Genomic DNA, 19,167 nt, shown 5'->3' on the forward strand with positions numbered 1-19,167 from the left:
GCCACCCTTTCGGCGAAGGGTGACCCGTTTCTTCTCTGGCGTCCCGCCTCCGGCTCAGGACTGGTTGAACAGCGAGAGCGTCAGGGTCGAGTGGTACTCCCCGGCGGCGACGTCGACCCCGGTCCGCAGGGCCAGGTCGGCGTTGACCTTCGAGGAGCCGATCTCGTCGGTGGAGTTCGCGGTCGAGACGAGCAGCTCCTGCCCCGCCAGACCCACGGCGGGCGCGCCGGTGCCGTCGGAGACGACACTGGAGACCGGCTCACCGGCCGACACCGCGCCGGTGGAGGAGCCGGTCAGCAGGCGCGGCTTCCAGCCCAGGTACTCCGGGCCGATCACCTTGGCCGGGTCGCCGGCCGCGGTGAACGCACTCGCCTGGCCCACGACCGCCCAGTACTCCCCGGCGGGGATCTCCTCGGGGGTGCGGGTGTCGGTCACCGTGACCGTCGGCAGGGTGCCGGTGAACTGGCGGGCGGCGGCGTCGGAGCCGTTCTCCTGCAGGGAGACCCCGTCGTTGTCCGCCACGGTCATCGACAGCTGACCGGGAGTGGTGGTGGGCTCGATGTTCACCGAGACGTCGATGCCGTCACCGGGGGCGTCGTCCGCCATTGCGGGACCGGCCACACCCGCAAGCGCAAGACCGAGCACCGACGCGGCCAGCATCTGGGCAGTTCTCGTGGTCTTCACGTAATCGCTCCATTTTATGGGGGGCATGGGGGCGGGGCCGGCCGGCCGATCGTCCAGACGGCCGACCGGCCGGCCCCATTTCAGTACGGCTCGTTCAGTAGGGCGGTGGCCCCGGTGCGTACACCGCTGGGTGCTTACACCGTGGCCACCGCCGGCCTGGTCCAGCTACAGCTCTAGCCGCAGGTGATCGCGCTGTAGTCGGCGTCGTAGGTCGAGGTGACCTGCTTGCCACCGATCGTCGCGGTCCCCTTGACAGTCACCTTGGCCGCGCCGATCTGCCCGGCCCGCGCGTTGAAGGACTGATAGGCCTGCTTGCCCGGGGCCACGTCGGCCACGGTCTTGGAACCGTACGGGGTCGTCAACATCACGTCCGCCGGCACATCGCCGTCGTTGACGGCCGTCACCGCCACGTACGCCGACGTACCCACGCAGCGGGACGAAGCGGTCACGGTCAGCGGAACCCGCGGAGAGGAAATGGCCACCGTGAGGGTCTTGACGTCCTCGATGTTGCCCGCCTTGTCCGTCGAGCGGTAGGCCAGCGAGTGCGAGCCGTCGCCGGAGACGACGACCGGCCCGGTGTACAGCTTCCAGTCACCGCCGTCCAGCTTGTACTCGGTCCGGTCGACCCCGCTGCCCTTGTCCTCATCGACGGCGGTCAGCGTGACCGTGACCGGACCGGTGAACGAGCCGCCCTCCGGCTGCGCCGGGTCGGTCGTCGCGGTCGTCACCGGCGGCGTCTTGTCGGCCGCGGCGACCGGGCTGAAGCTGAACCGCTGGTTGTCGGCGTTGTTGCAGGTCCACTGGATCACTGCGGCGCCGTCGGCCTTGGAGTTGCCGTTGATGTCGAGGCACAGGCCACTCACCGCCGGATTGACCTGGTAGGCGTCTCCGGACGGGATGAGGTAGAACCGCTGGTTGATCTGGTCCTTATGTCCGTCGGGATGGCAGGAGTACTGGACGAGCTGGGTGCCCGTCGCGGTCGAGCCGCTCGGCACGTCAAGGCACTTGCCGCTCTTGACGTTCTTGAGCTGGTAGGCGCCCGCGGTGAAGGGAACGGCCTCCCACTGCTGCTCGCTGCCCTGCGTCGCGCCCATCTGAACGATCTTTGCATCGTCGGCGGTCGAGGCGTTCTGCGGCGTGACGTACTTGCCGCTGCTCTTGGGGGAGATGGTGTAGACGCCCTTGGCCCCTCCTCCGACCGTGACTGTCGCGACCATGCCTGCCCACTTCTTGCCGTCGTAGCCGGAGTGGAGCCTGCAGATGACGGTCCAGGTCCCCTCCCGATCGAAGGTGTACGAGACCGGCGGACCTCCAGGCGAGACGGCGCCCTTGGTGACCTCGAAGATGTCGCCGCCGTTCGGGTCCGGATTGCCGCCGGGCGGCACGAGCCAGACATCATGCGGCATCCCCGCGTCGGGCACGTTGAAGTGCCAGGTGACGGTGCCACCGCGGGCGATCTCACAGTTATCGGGATTCCACCCCGTGCCCGTGGCGTAGATGTCGCACGCCGTGGGGAGCGTCCGGCCGCCGTCGAGCACCGTGAAGACGGCGCTCTGCGACGCGGAGGTGTTCCCGGAGTAGTCGGTGGCTCGGTAGTCGACCGTGTACTTCCCCGGGTTCTTGAACAGTACCGGCGCGTCGTAGGCGGTCCACGCTCCGCCGTTGACGCGGTACTCGACCTTTTCCACGCCGGCACAGCCGACATCGGTGGCGTTGAGTTTGAGCGTGGCCGAGTCGATGTAGGCGTTCTGCTGGCTGGGGTGGGCCCGGCCCTCGATCTGGTGCGAGACCGTCGGTGCCTGGGTGTCCTCCGTGCACTTGCTGGAGGGCTTGAACTCGATCTTGACCAACTCCATCTTCGCTGTGGAGTTGAGCTGAGCGCGGCAGCAGCCGAAGGTCCAGCGCCCCATGTAGAGGGCGCCGTCGGGCCCGAACTTGGTCGGGATCACGAAGCTGCTGTTAGGCGTGCCGAAGTGGTTGACCGGCAGCCAGTCGTTGACCCGGAGCAACTGGTTGTTGTCCTGCCGCAGGCGCGCCTCCTTCCAGAACCCGTTGTCGGCGCCACGGTTGGTGATCAGCCACGAGCCGTCGTAGTAGGCCGGGAAGGCGCCGGGGCCGAAGCTGTCCTTGTATCGATAGACCGGACCGGTGACCGGCTGCATGCCCCCGGCGCCCAGGTCGCCGAAGTCCATCGGATTCTCACCGCCGGGGTTGCCGGGGTACTTGCGCCAGATCGTCGCTTTCTTCGCGGGGCCTGGGATTTCATCGAGGCCTTGGAATGTGGGCTGCGAACTTGTACCGCCCGGCGGGGCCCAGTTGAGGTCGGCCGGGATCTTGTCGAGCGAGCAGTCGTACTGCTGACCGGTCGAGGAGTTGGTCGCGTAGTCCCAGCGCCACGTGGTGTTGGTCTTCGAGTTGTCGCCGACGCAGAACGGCCAGCCCTGGAAGCCGGGCTCGTCGACCAGATCCCACTCACAGGTGCCGGCCGGGCTGCGGTCGGCCTGGTCCACCGAGTTGTCGTGGCAGTACTCGCCGACGACGACCGTACCCGGGTGGGCGGGGTCGGTGTGCACCGTGAACGGCTGCCGGAAACCCATGGCATAGATCTCCGGCCGGGTCTTCGGGGTCCCCGGCGGGAACATGTTGCCCTTCGGAACCGTGTAGGTCTTGTCCAGGCCGGGGTCGGCGGCCTGCCCTGCCGGGATGTCCTTGATCGGCTTGATGCGCAGGACCTTTCCGCGCAGGTCGGCGGTATTGGCCGCCGTCTTGCGTGAATCCCAGCGCTCGGAGGCGCGATGGTCCATCGGCACGTAGCGGTTGTGGCCGGACGCGTTCGGGGACACGTCGTCGCCGACTCCGAGGTAGAGGTTGCCTTCGGAGTCGAACACCAGGCTCGCGCCGCCGACATGGCCGGGGCCGTTGTCGGTGGGGCCACCGGGGAAGCCTGAGGGGTTGCCCGAGATCTTCGCCTTGGGCACGCGCAGGATCTCCCGCTCATCGTATGGATGTGCCGGGTCACCGCCTGCTTTCGCGGGCTCGAACGCGGTGCCGGTCTCGTTCAGCGTGAAGCGGCTGATCAGGTTGTACCCGACCGTTATCTGGTTGCCTGTGGTCGGCCAGTCGGGGTTGCGCGGGGAATAGTAGACGTAGATGTCGCGCTTGTTCGGGTTCGATAGGTCGAAGCCCGGCTCCAGGCTCATCCCCAGCACGCCGTCCTCGGAGTTGCCGTGGTCGGCGCGGGTCGGGATCGTCGCGACCGTGGTCGAGTTGTTCGGCGGGCCGTTCGGATCGTGCATCTTCACGTAGCCCTGCGACTGGTAGCCCGTTGTGGGGCCGATCTCGGTCCAGTAGAGCTTGCCGTCCTGCGCCACGTCGAGAGCCATCGGGCCGTTCGCATTGTCGACCAGGGTCGTGCGGGTGAAGTTCGACCACACGGTGCCTGAGCAGTCGGTCTTGTTTCCTTCGCCGGCGACCCAGCGCACCCCTCCGACGACCTGCTTGACCAGCGGGTTGTCGCCGCCGTTCTCGCTGTAACGCACGCCGAAGTGACCCTGCGAGGTCACCCAGGTCCGGCCGTCGTCGTAGGGCCGCGGGGTGGCGGTTCCGTCCTTGACCCTCTCGCCGTCGTAGAGCTTGCACCACGTCGTGGGGTGGTCCTGGCCCATTTTCTGGCTGCCGGTGTTGTAGGTGCGCTCGTCGAAGGTCTCGAGCACGTGGTGGGTCCCCCGGACGCTGCGGACAAAGTTGTAGTGCTCGTCGGCGAGCTGGTAGGTGTCGGGCAGGTCCTTGGTGGAGAGGTGGTTGTGGTCGGCGACCTGGACGGTTGCGGCGTTGCCGGTCGCCGACCCGTTCGAGTGGGCGGTCATCGTCGTGCCGATGACGCTGTCCGGCCCGCCGTCCCACCAGTCCCACACGGACACGCCGGCGCCGGCGTCGGTCATGTTGTGCACAGCCGCGATCCCGCCGCGGTTCTGGGTGAAGCGGATCAACGCGTCGCGCTGTGCCTGGTCGAAGAGCGGTCCGGGGCGACCGCCGCCGGCCCACGACCACGATGCGTTCAGGAACAGGACCGCGTTGTATCGGGCCAGGTTATCGTCGGTGAAGATCCGAGGGTTCTTGTCCGGGTGGTTGCAGTTGTTCGTGCCGCCACCGTTGTTGTCGCAGTCCTCCCAGTCGACCTCGTAGCCCGCGGCCTGGAGAGCGGCCTGGACCACTGGGCGACCGTTGTCGATCGCCTCGGCGTGCCGATACCCGGTCGTGCCGGTGTAGATGAGGACCCTCTTGCTGCCCTCCGCCCGGGCAGAGGCCGCAAGGAGGGCTCTACTCGCTTGCCCGGTGCTCGTCGCCGGGGCAGCAGCCGTCAGGGGGGTGCTCTCCGCTTGGGCGGCGGTCACAGGGGCGAGCATCTGAGCCCCCAGAGCGACCGCGGTCAGTGCGACTAAAGAACGCCTCACACTCCGCGCGGGCGGCGCGGCGTTCCGCATACCACTCACTTCCTCTCCCAATGCGGCGGCGACCAGCCCCGCGGCCGGAGCGATGTGGTTCGACCGCCTGAAGGTCAAGACGTAGCGTCTGCGCCTTTTGTCTAGATGTCAAGGACTTTCGTCAGTGAATCACCAAAGCTAGTACTAGCAATTCCGCCCTTTTGTTTACCAAAGATGTTAGTTGTCTTGATCGAGGTAGTTTCGTCCGCTAGCGTCCCCGCTATGAGCGGGCAGAGGGTTCACCGGCGGCTTCTCGGCGTCGCTGCGGCCACGGTTGCGATCGCCGTCGGAGCAATGGCTCTGACCGGATGTAACGACGAGTCCGGGGAGGCGAAGACGCGGGGGCGCGACCTGACCGCCCTTCAATGCCCGATGGTGGAGACGGGACAGAATGGTGGCGTCAGCCAGTACAGGCCCGCGGAGAACGCCTTCGATACGGCGGAGCTGCTCGGGTTGGAGCTCGCCGAGGCGCGCGAGAAGGCGGCCCGTCACAACTGCGAAATCATCGTTTCGCGCGAGGACGACAAGAGCCGGCCCGTGCCGATAGAGATCGACCCGACGAGGATCTACGTCTACGTCGCGGATGGCGTCGTCAGCTATATAGAGGGGGTCGGCGGTGGGCTCTGAGGTCGGCGACCCGATGCGACCTCCCACCAGGGCTTCCGTAATCTCCGCCGGTCGGCGCTCACGTTGGGTCGTGATCGCGGTGTGGCTTGCGCTCGCGATGCTCGCGGTGCCGCTACAAGCCAGGCTCGGCGAGCGGGCCGCCGACGAGAGCGAGACCTTCCTCGTCCGGGGATCGGAGTCGGCGACGGTCAAGCAGATCATCGACGAGCGGTTCCGGCGCGGCAGCGAGACAGCGGCGGTGATCGCCTACTTCCGCGAGAGTGGGATCACCGCGGACGACGGACGGCGCGCCGACGCCGACGCCCTCGCGCTGTGCCGGTCCGGCGCGATCCCGAACCTGACGATGATCGCCACCCCGTACCAACGCGCGTGCGGCGAAACCGATCCGCTCGACATGAGCCCGGGCGCTTCGCTGCTCACCTCACCCGACGACACCGTCATCTTGAGCACGGTCCTGATGACCGACGACTCGACGCCCGACATTGAGCAGGCGGTCGCGGCAATCCGCGAGACAGTCCCGTCGGCCGCCGGCGACGAGAGCGGATTGAGGGCCTTCGTGACCGGCCGTGCCGGCTTCGAGGCCGATCGAAAAGCTGCGCTCAAAGGGATCAACGGGACCCTCTTGGCAGTCACGATCGCCGTGCTGCTGCTCCTGCTGCTCCTGACCTACCGCTCGCCGCTGGTTGCGCTGGTGCCGCTGGCCGTCGTCGTCCTCGCCTATCTCGTCACCGCCGGCCTCGCCTACGGCCTCGTCGCCGTTGGCCTCACCGAGGTCAGCGGCCAGACGACCGCGATCCTGATCGTGCTGATGTTCGGTGCGGGCACCGACTACTGTCTGCTGATCGTGGCGCGGTTTCGCGACGAGCTGCGCCGGGCGCGGGACGTCGAGGAGGCGATGGTCGCCGCCGCCCAGCGCACCGCCCCGGCGATTTTCTCCGCTGGAGCAATCGTCGTCGGCGCGATGCTGGTCCTCGCCCTTGCCGACTTCAACGCCATGCGCGAGATGGGCCCGATCCTCGCCCTCGGTGTCGCGATCATGGTCTGTGCCGGCCTGACCCTTCTGCCCGCGGTGCTCACCACCCTCGGACGACGGGCGTTCTGGCCCGCTGTTCCCCGCCTCGAGCCCGAGTCCGCACCTGCGGTCACGTTTTGGGGGCGCGTCGCGGGTCTCGTTCACGCACGCCCGGGAGTGATCGCCGCGGCGGTCACCGCTCTCCTCGCCGCGGGCGCGCTGGCCGGCATCGGCGGGCGTCCGGCGCTCGACTTCTCCGAGTCCTTCCGCGAGGCGCCGGACTCGGTCCGCGGCCAGCAGGTGATCCGCGACCACTTCATCCCCGGAAGGGCGGCGCCGCTTCGCATCGTCGTAGCCCACGAGGTGGGCGGGAAGGTCCAGAGCGCTCTCACCGAAGGCACGCACACACCCGTCGCCGATATGCACGCGGTGGCCAGGTCGGTCGGGGCGGACGGCGACTCCCTGGGTGCGGAGGCTCAAGGCCGGCGAAGGTCCGCGACGGACTTACTCATCTTCGACGCGGACCTGCGGATGGATCCGTTCTCGGAGCAGGCCACCGACGCCGTCCCGGTGCTGCGCGAGGTCGCTGGGCGCGCGGCCGACGGCCAGACCGTCCTGATCGGCGGGACCGTGGCCGAGAACTACGATGCCCGCCAGGCACTCGAACGTGACACCAGGCTGATCGTCCCGGTCGGCCTTGCCCTGATCTTCGTCGTCCTCGCCGTGCTCCTGCGCGCGGTGGTGATGCCGCTCTACGTGATCGCGACCGTGGTCCTCTCCTTCGGCTTCGCCCTCGGTGTCGGTTCCCTCATCTTCACCCACATCCTCGGCCAGCCGGCCTCAGACCCGAATCTGCCGATGTACGCGTTCATCTTCCTCGTCGCCCTGGGCGTCGACTACAACGTGTTTCTCCTCAGCGGGATCAGTGAGCGGCGTCGACAGCACGAGACCCGCCGCGCGGTGACGGAGGCCCTTGAGCGGACGGGCGGTGTGATCACCTCCGCCGGCCTAGTGCTCGCCGCCACCTTCGCGACTTTGATGGTGCTTCCGATGGAGGCGCTGTTTCAGATCGGCTTTGTGGTCACCCTGGGCCTGCTCGCCGACACCTTCCTCGTTCGGGCCCTGCTCGTCCCCGCTCTCGCGGTGATGCTGGGCGAGCGAAACTGGTGGCCGTCCAGGCAGACCGCTGCCCCGGGCTGACGTCGCCGGTGCTGTGACCTCTTGGGCTTGGTGATCCACGCGGGGCCGGGAAGGTCGGGCGGGGTCGGGGTGCTGCCACTGGCGAAACGTTTGGGATAGGCCGTCTGGGCGGCGGCCAGGACCTTGGCGCGCCGGTCGCGGACGATGCCTGCCTCGCCGTAGTGCACGTCCACGGCGTACTTCACGTTGCTGGACGAGGGCACCTACCTGGCGTCGACCTCCACGATGTACCGGATCCTGCGCGAGCATGGCGCGTTCGGCCGAGATCGGCGTCGTCAGGCCACCCACCCGCCCAAGACCATCCCCGAGCTGTTCGCCGACGCCCCCAACCGGGTCTGGGCGTGGGACATCACCAAATACACTCCGGGATCGGCTATCACCATCCCGCTGACGGTGCCGCGTCGGCGAACCGCTCGTTCCCCGCGGTGGGGATGCGGTGGCGCTCGCCCTGCGACAGCGTCGCCGGGTGCGGCCTTCGCGCGGTGACCGGACGCGCCGGAGCTGGGCTCTTGCGGTTCTTGCGGTACCAGTTGGCCCGCGGTACTCCGGCCGCCGCGCACGCGTTGCTCCGCCCGATCAACGGCGTCAGTTCCTCGATCGCCTCGGCCTGAGAAGCTTCGACGATCTCGGTCACGCCTCGCCCCGAGCCGTCGAGGTCTCGCTGCCGGTGGCGAGCTGATCCAGCAGCGCGAAGAGCTTTCCCTGCACCTCGATCACCTGGCGGGTCTTGCCCAGTTCGGCACGCAGCCGCTCGACCTCTCCCTCCAGTTCCCCGATCTTCTTATCGCGCGGGTCGGCCTTCGGGCGACCGACCGGCCGGGCCAGCGCCTCAGCCGCGCCATGGTCCCGGGTCGCTCTCCAACTGGAGATCAACGATGAGTACAGGCCTTCCCGGCGCATCTGCGCGCCCTTGCCGGCCTTGTCGAGCTGGTCGTACTCCTCCAGGACTCGGGCCTTGTACGCCGCGGTGTAGCGGCGGACCCCGGCACGCTCACGTTCCTGCGCGATTGATACGAGCGTCGCTTGAGTAGCCCGTCAGCAGACAGGCTTGCGATATCGGGATAGGCGCAGTTCGTATCCCGTCTCCGTACCAGCCGCGGTGAGTGCCGTGCCGCCGCTGGTCGTGGCGTTCCAGATCCACGGCAGCACGTGATGCACGGGGGAGGGGCCGGGTAAGGCGCAGATGGCCTGCCGTAGGGACAGGCGCAGCTCCTGCAGATCCTGCAGGTCCATCGCCGCGTGACTGAGGGCCCGTTGCCGTCCGTCCCGGGCGGTGGCATCGACCAGCGCCATCGCCTCTGTGAAGGGCTCGGCCGTAGGCTGCGTGTCAGCGACGGGAGCCTCGAGCTCGGCGCCCGGCATGTGCTGGAGTCGGGCTGTGCGCCAGGCGCTCCAGCCGGTGCCGATGCTGTCTAAGGCGGCCAGCAATAGTTCGACGGCGCGCCGCTCTACCTGGTCGCCGTCTCCCCAGACAGCGGTGATCAGCGGGATGACCTGAGCCCAGGTGAGGTGGTTGAAGCGCGTCCGCGCCTGGGCAGCCGGCGGTGTGTGAGGCATCGGCGGAGTCAGGTAGGTGAGGTCGATGCGGCGAGCCGGATGATGATGTTCGGCGAGGGCGAGGTACCCCGAGAGCTGTCCTCGACGGTGACTTGCGGTCTCGGTCTTAAGTTCGATCATCCACAGGCGCTCGGGCCAGAGCATCGCGTAGTCCGGTGCTCCGCCCTGTTCGTCGTCATGCCGTCGTGGGAGATCGAACTCGTCGATGAACTGCGGCCGGACTTTCCAGGCGCCGGTGCCGAACGAGAGCGCGTCAAGCCCGAGCAGGAAACGGGCTCCGCGGTCCGAGGGAGCGTTGGGCGTATTCCACTGCGGATAGGGGCCGCCGAGGATCAGCATGGTCAGCAGCCGCTGGCAAAATTCTTCCCGGCCGAGCCGGAGCCGTCCCAAAAGGCGCAGAGGATCTTCGATCACCATGACCGTCACGATCTCACGGCTCGGATCGGGCCGCTCAGGGCCAGGATGGTCGAGCACACGAGAGCCGGAGCGACAACCAAGGCCTTCCCGCTTCCCCTGCCACTGCCTCGCCGGTTTGCCTGCCGCCCGCCGTCCGAATTGGACCTCGAGGCTGCCGCGACCGCGCAATCGAGGAAGCCTGTCGGGTCGCGCTCGACGCCGAGGCTTTGACCCGGGCCACCGCGTCCGAGCGGAACATGCAGCGCCTGCGCGAAATGCTATTCGAGCTCACACCCTGGACCGGCCTTGATTGCGTGCAGCAGGTCTACCGCGCAGTGCTGATCGGCGAGTAACAGAGACGATGCCCTCGTATAAATGGGCGGCAGGTCGAGAAGCTTGATCATAGAGACAGCGATCTCTCGGCCCTCAGATCGTGCAGCAGCGTATGTCTCATCAGTCCCGTGACTGAGGTTGTCAGATCCGACATCCCGCCTTTGATGCCTGCGCGGCGGGGCGCCGTCAGCGAGTTGGACGGTCCACAGCGTCAGCGCGGCGGGAGCGGCGATCCACCGCCCCCGCCGCGTGAACGGGTCAGCGGTTGAGGTTCTGCATCCACTCCCGCAGCAAGCGCGCCTGCCGCGCGAGCTCGGAACGCGCCGCAGCGTCGCCGGAGGCCTTGTCGTTAGCCAGGTCGACGATCGAGTTCAGCGCCGGGATGGCGGTGGTGTAGTTGGTTGCCAGGTAGCTGTCCCGCGCGATGTCCAGGGCGGCATCGGCGGCGTCCGCGGCGGCCGCGGTCAGCAGCCCGGCCGCTCGGTCGGCCTCGATCAGCAGGCTGGTCTCGCGGTAGGACGAGCAGTTGGCGCCCGTGCGGTCGGCGGTCGTCTCGATCCCGCCGAGGATGATCCGCATGAACGAGTCGTCGTAGTACTGCGTCCGGAAGTGGCCGAGGATGTTCGAGAACGCCTTGCCACCGCCCCAGTTCTGGCACCACGCGATCGGGTGGTCGCCGTTCATCAGCCGCAGCGGGTTGGTGGCCGCGTTGCCGCTGTTGAGGCTGCGCTGGTAGCTGTCCTCGTTGAGGCTCAGCAGCGTGTGCACGTCGGCCCGCATGTTGCGGTCGAAGTTGTAGAGCTCGTCGACCGTCATCCACCGGTCAGGGAGATGCGCGGTCGCCGGGTGCGTGTTGTCCTCGGTCACCACCTCGGTGTGGATGCAGCTGCCGCACTGGCCGAACCCGTTCTGGCCGTTCGGATGGTTGGTGAAGAACCCGCCCACGAGGTCGCCGTACCACGGCCAGGTGCCGATCTCGAACGAGTCGGCGGCGCCGTGGATGCCGACATAGCCGCCGCCCTGGTGCATGTAGGCCTCGAAGTTCGGCTGCTCGGTGATCGGATTGAGCGGGCCCGGGTGCCCGACGTTGGACTCGAAGACGATCGTGTCGTACTGCTTGAGCGTGTCGAGGCTCAGGAACGGGCTCGTGGGCAGCGTGACGGTCGGGAGTTGCGGGTCGTAGACGTCGACGTTGAAGTTGTGCGCGATGCCGAGCTTCTGGATCGCGGCCACGGTGTGCGGGATGTGGTCGTGCCGGAAGCCCGTCGTCTTGGAGAAGACCAGGACGTTGTAGTCGGCGTCCGGGTTGTGCGGGAGCGGGGCGAGCACCGGGTCCGGGATGAACTTCGGGCCCTCCGCGGGCTCAGACTCGAGGCCCGTCGCGGGCTCCGGCGCGAGCCGGCCGTTGAGCTGGTCGATCAGGTAACGCGCATCGCCCACGAATGTGCTGCGGGCCGAGCCGGGCGCGATCTGGTCGCCGGCGATCGAGACGAACTCGTGCAGGACCTGGCTCGCGCGCTTGGCCGAACCGGCGTCGGCGAGCGCCTTCGCCTGGTCGAGCTTGGCTTGGAGCGCCGTGCCGACCTCCGCCGGGACGCTGCCAGCGGTCACGAACCGGGTGATCAGCGTGCCGACGTCCGCGAACGATGTCGTCACGATGAACGTCTGTGTGTACTTCGCGCTGTTGGAAGCAGCGTCAGAGAGATGCACCGCGAGCGTGTGCACGCCGAGCGACAGGTCGGAGGTCTGCACCGGCAACGGGGGGACCAGCTTGCCGTCGAGGTACATGTTCAGCACAGCCACTCCGCCCGAGCCGGGGGCGGGGTCCGTGCGCGTCGGGATAAGTGTGGCGACGTGACCGACGTGACCGTCGGTGATCGCCGGGTACGATGCAGCCGGCGCGCGCGTGTCGATCCGGACCGAGATCGAGCGGAACGCCGCGACGTTTCCGGCCGTGTCGACCGCGCGGTACCGGACGCTGGTGTTGCCCTCCTGCGTGATCACCGCCGACGCAGTGGCCGACGTCGGCGCCCCCTCGACGGGCACGTCGATGTAGGCGGCGCCACCGTTGAGCGAGTACTGGAACTTGGCGATGCCGACGTCGTCGGTCGCCGACACGTTCAGCGTCACCGGGCCGCGGTACCAGTTGTTCTGGCCGGTCGGCGCGGAGGGCGACAGCGTCGCCACGTTGATCGTCGGCGGTGTCGTCTCCTGTGCCCACGACGGTGCCGCGGGGATGAGCGCGGCCGCCGTCAGGAAGGCGGCCACTGCCGATGTGCGAAATCTTCTTCGCATGAGTGTCTTCTCTCTTGCCGCTACACGTGCGGGTTCGCTAGGTGCGGATGCCCGTGCCGACGAACTCGGGTTCGCCGGCACGGGCGGGTTCGCTAGGTGCCGATGCCCGTGCCGACGAACTCGGCCCAGTTGAGGTTGAACAGGTTGCCGCCCGTGGCGCCACCCGTGACCGAGCGGAACACCAGGAACAGCTCATGCGTCCCGGACATCGAGACTGGGAACGTCTGGCTTGTCCAGGTTCCCGTCCCGCCGGTGGACACGAGGTTGGCCGTCGTCAGGATCGGCCCGGTGATCGAGTCCTGACGGACCTCGATTGCCGCCAGCGGCGACCCGGGCGTGCGGCCGGTCGCCGCGTCCGCCACGCGGAAACTGATCGAATCGATGTTGGTCAGGTTGAATGGGCCGTTGAGCTGGAGCCAGTCGCCCGAGCCCAGGCTGCCGCGGTGCACGCCGGCGCCGCCGTCGGTGTTGTTCGCCGTGTTGGTGCCGGACTGGTTGACGACGAACTCCACCTCCTGGTGCTTCTGGCGGATCTGGTGCTGGCCGGTCGTGGTCAGCTGCGGAACGCCGCCCGGACCGCCGTGGTCGGTGTAGCGCGCCTGGACCACGCCGGAGACGTTGCCGCCGTGTGAGACGTCGTCGGCCTCCGTGTGGAGCACGCCCGAGCAGCCGTTGACGGACTCCTCGGCGTGGCCGTGCGCGTCGTGGCCGAGCACGAACGTCACCTGCACCTCGGAGCAATTCACCGTCCCGTCCTCGGGGTCGGTGACCGTGACCGAGAACGGGATGTCGTCGCCGAACGCGAACGTCCCGCCCTCCACCGGCGTATTGACGACCACCGTCGGGCTCGTGTTGCCCACGGTGATCACGGTGCTGGTCGAGGTTTGCTTGCCGGACGAGTCGAGCACGGTCAGCACGGCCGTGTAGCGGCCGGACTGCGTGTAGGTGTGTGTCGGGTTCGGGTCGGTCTCGATCGCCGAGCCGTCGCCGAAGTTCCACTCGTAGCGGATCGAGTCACCGGGATCCTCATCCAGCGAGCCGGCGCTGGAGAAGTTCACGGTCAGCGGCGTTGAGCCGTCGGTGCGGTCCGTGGTGAGCACGGCCTTCGGCGCGCGCTTGCCCTTGACGTACTCCCACTTGTACATGCCCGCGTCGGGGCTGATGACGTTGAACCCGTTGCCGTAGGTCAGCAGGTAGAACGCGCCGTCAGAACCGAACTGCAAGTCCATCGGGTTGTCGCACTCGAACCGGAACCTGCCTGCCCCGGCGTTAGCACGGCTGCCGCAATCCAGGAAGTTGTTGATCTTCTGGACGTGGTTGTTCTGCTTGTCGAGCTTGACCTCGCGCAGCGTGTCCTGCGTCCACTCGCTGATGATCACCGAGTCGTCGTAGTACGGCGGGAACTTGTGAGGGTTCGGGTTCTCCGGGTCGTAGTGGTACTTCGTGACCCCGTGCGGACCGACGCCGCCGGTGTAGAGCTCGGGGAACAGCCGCGGGCATTCGGTCGTCGAGCCGGGCGCGATCGGGCCCGGGGTCGGCGCGTACTGGGCCTCGCAAGGGGTGCCGAGCGGCGCGCTCGTGTTGTTGTCGCGGTAGGAGTACCAGATGTCCGGGTCGGTGACCGGCGGGACGTCCCTCAGGCCCGGCTCGACCGTCGGACCGCCCTCAATGTTCCACAGCGAGTCGTTGCGCTGCGTCGGCCCGTCGCAGTCGAACTTCTTAGGCGGGTTGTTCAGCGGCGTGCCCGCGGTGGTGGTGCCGGGCGCGAACTCGTGGAAGTTCCACTCGTAGTGCGCGAGGTCGCGCTTGTAGCACGTCGGCCAGCCGTAGTTGGACGGCTTGCGCACGATCTCGTAGCGGCCGGTGCCCGCCGGGCCGTGCGAGCGCTGCGGTGTCTGGGCGTCGGGCGAGTAGTCGCCGATGTAGGCCACGTCGTTCTCGTCGACCTGGATCCGGAACGGGTTGCGGAAACCCATCGCGTAGACCTCCGGCCGCGTCTTTTCCTGCGGCGCGCCCGCGACCAGCGGGAACAGGTTGCCCGACGGGATCGAGTAGGCGCCCGTGCCGGAGCCGAAGTCGACCTTGTTGGCGTCGGCGGCGGAGATGTCGCCGTCCTTGACCTTGATCCGCAGCACCTTGCCGCGCAGGTCGTTGGTGTTCAGCGCGGTGCGGCGCGAGTCACCGGTGAGCCGCTGGTACCAGCCGCCCGCCTGCGCCGTGTTGGTGGCGATCGCCGGCGTGGCGGTGCCGGTCAGGCCGGCGCCGTCGGCGGTGATCTGCGGCTGATCGGACTGCTGCTTGCCGCGGCGGAAGAACACGTTGACGTTCGACGTGTTGACCGGGCCGCCGCTGGTCTGGATCTCATCCGCCTCGATGTTCGAGAGCGCCTCGAGCGCCGCGTCGATCGCATCGCGATCCGCGTTCCACGCGATCGGCTCCGTCGTCTGGCCCTCGAAGGTCAGCGTGAACGTGCCGCCCGTCGCGTTGGTGACGCGCACGGTCTGCTGCTCGTCGGTCTTCTGCGAGTTGTACGGCCCGTAGCCGCCGGCGTTGATGCCGCCCGCGGGCGTGTCATCGCCGGTGACCATCCAGAGGTTGCCGTGCTTGTCGAAGTCGATGTCGCCCCCGACGTGGCAGCACTCCTGGCGGTTGACCGGCACGCGCATGATCTGCTGCTCGGAGCCCATGTCGAGGTGCGCCGGCGCGCTGTCGGTGGCGTCGACGAACTTGAAGCGGCTGAGCTGGAAATAGCCCACGTACGGATCCCACGCGGTCTTGGACGCCGCCACGTTCGGCGGGGTGGTGTTCGGCGTGATCTGGGTGACGACCGATCCGTCGCTCAGCTTGACGTCGGTGACCTCCTTCGCCGAGTAGTAGAGGTAGACCCACTTGTTGGTCGCGAAGTTGGCGTCGACCGCCGGGCCATAGAGCCCGTCCTCGCCCGCGGAGTAGATCTGCTGCGTCATCGGCAGGCTCGGATCGGCGAAGTTGGCGACGACCGTGGTGACGCCCGTGGTCGAGTCGTGCATGCGCAGCGAGCCGAGGCGGTCCGTCTGCAGAACGCGGCCGTCCGGCAGCTGGTCGAAGCCGATCGGCTCCTGCAGGTTCGGCGGCGAGCCGATCTTCGTCTGCTGGTAGTTGGCCAGCACGGTCGCGCCGCAATCGCTGTAGACCGGGTCGGCCTGGCCCGCGGCCCAGCCGATCGCGCCCTTGAGGTGCTTGGTGAGGCCGGCGTCGAAGCTCGCGGCCGTGTTGCCCAGGCCGGTGTAGAACGAGCGGCCGCCCTGGAAGTCCTTACACCACGAGACCGGGTGATCGGCGCCCATCGTGCCCCCGGCGATCCCGTCGAGGTCGGCGCCCTGCGGCTGCGGCCCGAACGGGTCCTCGACGACGGTGTCGAGGACGTGTGACACACCGCGGACGTTCTTCGTGAAGTTGTACCAGTTGTCGGTCCGCGACCAGAGCTGCGGCAGATCCTTGGTCGCGTCGTGGACGCGGTCGGCGACCTTCACGTCACCCGATTGCACGTCGGTCCTGCCGGACGCACGCGTCCCCAGGAGGTCAGTCAGGAACGACCAGGACTCGTCGGTCTCGACCGCCGAGCCGACGCCGACGAAGCCGCCGCCGTCGCGGAAGTAGCTCTCGAAGTTCGTGCGTTGCGCGTCCGTGAGCGGGCTCGCGTGACCCGTGTCCAAGAACACGACCGCGCGGTACTGCTTCAGCTTCTTCTTCGTGAAATGGTCGCCCACGTCAGCGGGCTCGGGCGCCACGACCGTGAAATCACCGGTTCTGGCCGCATCCCGGATCGCGGCCAGGCCGGCCGACGACACCGCGTCCTGGGTGCTGCGCACCACGAGTACCTTGAAGCCGGCGTCTGGTGGTGCGGCCTTGGCGGCAGACGCGGACGGCTGCAGCAGCGCCGTTGCAGCGCTGAAAGCGGGCTTAGCCGCCGTGGGGGTCTCGGCGCTCACCGGCGTCGCGAGGAGCGTGATGAAAGGGGCGGTGAGGGCTAAGGCCATCGTGGCCGCGGTGCGACGTCTCGGGCGTCGTCCGTTTTCTGGCAGGGCTGCGTCGAGCAGCCTGGCCCACGTTCGATGACGTGGTGACATGGGAAACCCTTTCCTGACCGGGGGGACGTCAGGCAAGGCGCGCGCCGCCGCGCTTGTTGCCGCTTGTTGCGTTGGTTGCGGATACGGGGGGTTGCTGGAGAGGTGCCGCCTCCAGGTCTGTGGGGGCCGTCAGTAGGCTGTCGGCCGGGGTAGTGAATCCATGATCGTGGTCGGGTCGTCGATGATCCGGTTGACCACCATGCTCGCGGCGCCGCGGGAAGCGGCGCCGAAGCCGAGCGTGGAGGCGACGAATCGGCACTGGGCGGCGGAGGCGGCCACCATGAGCCGCTGCAGCTGATCCTGCGCGTGGGGCAGCAGCCACTCGGCCAGCGAGGCGAAGTAGCCCCCGATGACGATCAGTCGCGGGTTGAACAGGTTGGCCACGATCGAGCCGCCGAGCCCGAGCCATTGGCCGATCTGCGCCACCGCCTGCATCATGCGCCGGTCGCCAGCGGCCTGTGCGGTCGTGGCCCAGGCTCCGGATCCGTCGACGGTGACGGTCCTAAGTGCCGTCACCGAGACACGTCCGGTGTGCTCATGCCGAGGCGGAGTTGACGGACTTCGAGAAGACCTCCATCATCACCCGGCCGAACTGCGGCATGTCGGGCCAGCCGCGGCAGGAGACGAGGTTTCCGTCCACGACGTCGGGAGCGTCGATGACCGTCGCGCCCGCGTTCTCCATGTCACCGGTGATGGGGGGGAAGCACGCCGTCTTCCGGCCCTTCAGCAGCCCGTACACCGCCGGCACCTGCGCACCGTGGCACACCAGCGCGATCGGGAGGTTGCGGGCGAAGAAGTGCTCGGTGATGCGCCGGACGTCGGCGTCGACCCGGATCCACTCGGGGGCACGCCCCCCGGGGATGATGAGGGCGTCGTAGCGCTCGACGTCGACCTCGGCCCAGGGCACGTCGACCGGCAGCTTCCGGCCGTTCTTCTCCACGTAGGCGTCGGAGTTCGGGTCGAACTCGTGGATGACCAGCTGAACGTCACGCAGCGTCCGTGACGAGACGTCGACGTCCCAGCCGCCCTCCTGCACCCGATAGTAGGGATACATGGTGTCGAGCTCCTCGGCGGCATCGCCGGTAAGGAGCAGTGCTCTAGGCACCTGCTTCTCCTCGCATCGGGGGCGGGTGAGGTGGATCCGATCCGATCCGATCGGTTGCGTCAGCATTCCTCGGCCCGGCCCGCCCGTCAAGCCCTTACCGCCGTTCCGTCCGAACCCTTGACTTCGTCGAACAACCGCCGGAACCGCTCGCCGGACAGCAGGATGCGGCGTGGGGCACACGCACGACCAGGCCCTCGGCCTCCATGCGGGTCAGAGCGTCTCGGATCGGCGTCTGCGAGACCCCCAGCTCTCGCGCCAGGACGTCGATCGTGACGCGGGAGCCAGGCTCGATCCGTAGCGACATCAGGAGGACTTCCCAAAACCAATTTGGATGGTGTTTCAGTACAGGCCGTAAACTCGGAAGACCTCCAGTTTGGTCACGGTGCGTAGCACTGCGGGGAAGTCTTCCAGTGATCGCCGGAAACCGGTTTCTGCCGTAACGCGAACAAAACCATCACCAACGCCGTATAACAGCGGCAGCACCCGGGGCCGACCCGTCGAAGCCTCCCACTCGACCATCTGCGCCAACTACTCGTACAGCCAGTCAACTTGCCCTTGATCAAGACCGGCCCCGACAACCTCAAAGTCACCGAACGTCACATCAACATATGTAATAGCCGAGTTTCGGGAAGTCCTCCGGCTGTCCGAGCAGTGTGTTGTACGCCTCGTCGGCAAGCCGGTCGCGAGATCTTCCCGGCGGCGTTCCGCCCGTCCTGGCCTCACGGCCCCGCGCGATCGTCGCTTCGTCGTCCATCGTGACGTGAGGTCTCTTCTAGCGTCTTCGCGAACCTCGTTGACATCGCTCGCAACGCTGCTGCATGCCGACGACCACCCGGATCGTATAGGAAATGTGGCGGACGTTAGCCATCCTGCACCATCGCGGAACCGCCCGCCAGCGCCCTACTTCGAACCGCCCCGGCTTCGGTGGAGACCTCAGGGGTTGATTTCCAGCGGGTTCGCTGGGGTGGTGTCGAGCGTAATAGAGGGCTTCGTATTCGTCCGGTGGGATGGTGCCGATGGAGGAGTGCAGGCGGGTGGTGTCGAACCACTCGACCCATTCGGCGCGATCTTGTACAGGCCGATCTGCGATGACCGCCGGTAATAATGGATGAGGCCGGGTCCGGTGGGGTGCCCGGCGCGGCCGCGCCGCCACAACGCCATATCCAGGCGTCCAGTACCAGCGTGGCCCGTTTGGACGTCGAGGCCGACCAGCCGACGATGGCCCCGGCAGTAGACGTCGACCACGAAGGCGACGTAGACGATGCCGGACCAGGCGTGCACGTAGGTGAAGTCGGCGACTGTAGTTGCCGGCGTGGATGCGCTGGATGTGCTCATCCAGTTCGGCATCCCGGACCGAGCGCGGCC

General features: G+C 67.7%; 13 protein-coding genes. 2 read left to right on the forward strand and 11 right to left on the reverse strand.

The window, feature by feature from the left end:
• Nucleotides 1–54 precede the first annotated feature (54 nt).
• Both HHX37_RS09865 and HHX37_RS09870 read right to left on the reverse strand, forming a co-directional pair.
• Nucleotides 55–684, reverse strand: coding sequence for a hypothetical protein (locus tag HHX37_RS09865; protein WP_220502737.1), 630 nt, complete (start codon nucleotides 682–684; stop codon nucleotides 55–57).
• 173 nt (nucleotides 685–857) lie between these two features.
• Nucleotides 858–5,078, reverse strand: a complete 4,221-nt coding sequence (locus HHX37_RS09870) for an OmpL47-type beta-barrel domain-containing protein (RefSeq protein ID WP_182885201.1) — start codon at nucleotides 5,076–5,078, stop codon at nucleotides 858–860.
• A 312-nt stretch (nucleotides 5,079–5,390) separates the two neighbouring features.
• Between HHX37_RS09870 and HHX37_RS09875 the strand changes: the two genes are divergently transcribed.
• The gene (locus HHX37_RS09875; RefSeq protein WP_182882089.1) at nucleotides 5,391–5,795 is read left to right on the forward strand and encodes a hypothetical protein; all 405 of its coding nucleotides are present in this window, start codon (nucleotides 5,391–5,393) and stop codon (nucleotides 5,793–5,795) included.
• Nucleotides 5,796–5,865: 70 nt separating this feature from the next.
• The gene (locus HHX37_RS09880) at nucleotides 5,866–8,007 is read left to right on the forward strand and encodes an MMPL family transporter (RefSeq protein WP_182885202.1); all 2,142 of its coding nucleotides are present in this window, start codon (nucleotides 5,866–5,868) and stop codon (nucleotides 8,005–8,007) included.
• A 376-nt stretch (nucleotides 8,008–8,383) separates the two neighbouring features.
• Here the strand turns inward: HHX37_RS09880 and HHX37_RS09885 are convergent, their stop codons facing one another.
• The 9 genes from HHX37_RS09885 to HHX37_RS38150 form a co-directional block, all read right to left on the reverse strand.
• Nucleotides 8,384–8,641, reverse strand: a complete 258-nt coding sequence (locus HHX37_RS09885) for a hypothetical protein (RefSeq protein WP_182885203.1) — start codon at nucleotides 8,639–8,641, stop codon at nucleotides 8,384–8,386.
• Nucleotides 8,638–8,907: a transposase gene (locus HHX37_RS09890; RefSeq protein ID WP_182885204.1), complete on the reverse strand. Its 270-nt coding sequence runs from the start codon at nucleotides 8,905–8,907 to the stop codon at nucleotides 8,638–8,640. Before HHX37_RS09890 ends, HHX37_RS09885 begins: the two co-directional genes overlap by 4 nt.
• Nucleotides 8,908–9,042: 135 nt before the next feature.
• Nucleotides 9,043–9,981: a hypothetical protein gene (locus HHX37_RS09895; RefSeq protein WP_182885205.1), complete on the reverse strand. Its 939-nt coding sequence runs from the start codon at nucleotides 9,979–9,981 to the stop codon at nucleotides 9,043–9,045.
• A 570-nt stretch (nucleotides 9,982–10,551) separates the two neighbouring features.
• On the reverse strand, nucleotides 10,552–12,588 hold the full coding sequence (locus HHX37_RS09900; protein WP_182885206.1) for a ThuA domain-containing protein: 2,037 nt from the start codon (nucleotides 12,586–12,588) through the stop codon (nucleotides 10,552–10,554).
• Nucleotides 12,589–12,680: 92 nt separating this feature from the next.
• Nucleotides 12,681–16,439 carry a ThuA domain-containing protein gene (locus tag HHX37_RS09905; protein ID WP_182885207.1) on the reverse strand — a complete coding sequence of 1,253 codons (3,759 nt, stop codon included), beginning with the start codon at nucleotides 16,437–16,439 and terminating at the stop codon, nucleotides 12,681–12,683.
• A gap of 387 nt (nucleotides 16,440–16,826) precedes the next feature.
• Nucleotides 16,827–17,213 (reverse strand): ROK family protein, encoded by a 387-nt coding sequence (locus HHX37_RS09910; RefSeq protein WP_182885208.1) that lies wholly within the window; start codon nucleotides 17,211–17,213, stop codon nucleotides 16,827–16,829.
• Between the two features lie 19 nt (nucleotides 17,214–17,232).
• Nucleotides 17,233–17,802: a DJ-1/PfpI family protein gene (locus tag HHX37_RS09915; RefSeq protein WP_138460690.1), complete on the reverse strand. Its 570-nt coding sequence runs from the start codon at nucleotides 17,800–17,802 to the stop codon at nucleotides 17,233–17,235.
• A gap of 94 nt (nucleotides 17,803–17,896) precedes the next feature.
• Complete coding sequence (locus tag HHX37_RS35575) at nucleotides 17,897–18,106, reverse strand: GntR family transcriptional regulator (protein ID WP_220502738.1); 210 nt, start codon at nucleotides 18,104–18,106, stop codon at nucleotides 17,897–17,899.
• 629 nt (nucleotides 18,107–18,735) lie between these two features.
• Nucleotides 18,736–19,137, reverse strand: a complete 402-nt coding sequence (locus tag HHX37_RS38150) for a hypothetical protein (RefSeq protein ID WP_182885209.1) — start codon at nucleotides 19,135–19,137, stop codon at nucleotides 18,736–18,738.
• Nucleotides 19,138–19,167 lie beyond the last annotated feature (30 nt).

It is taken from the genome of Microbispora sp. H10885 (assembly GCF_014161415.1).
In the GTDB taxonomy this organism is placed as follows: Bacteria; Actinomycetota; Actinomycetes; order Streptosporangiales; family Streptosporangiaceae; genus Microbispora; species Microbispora triticiradicis.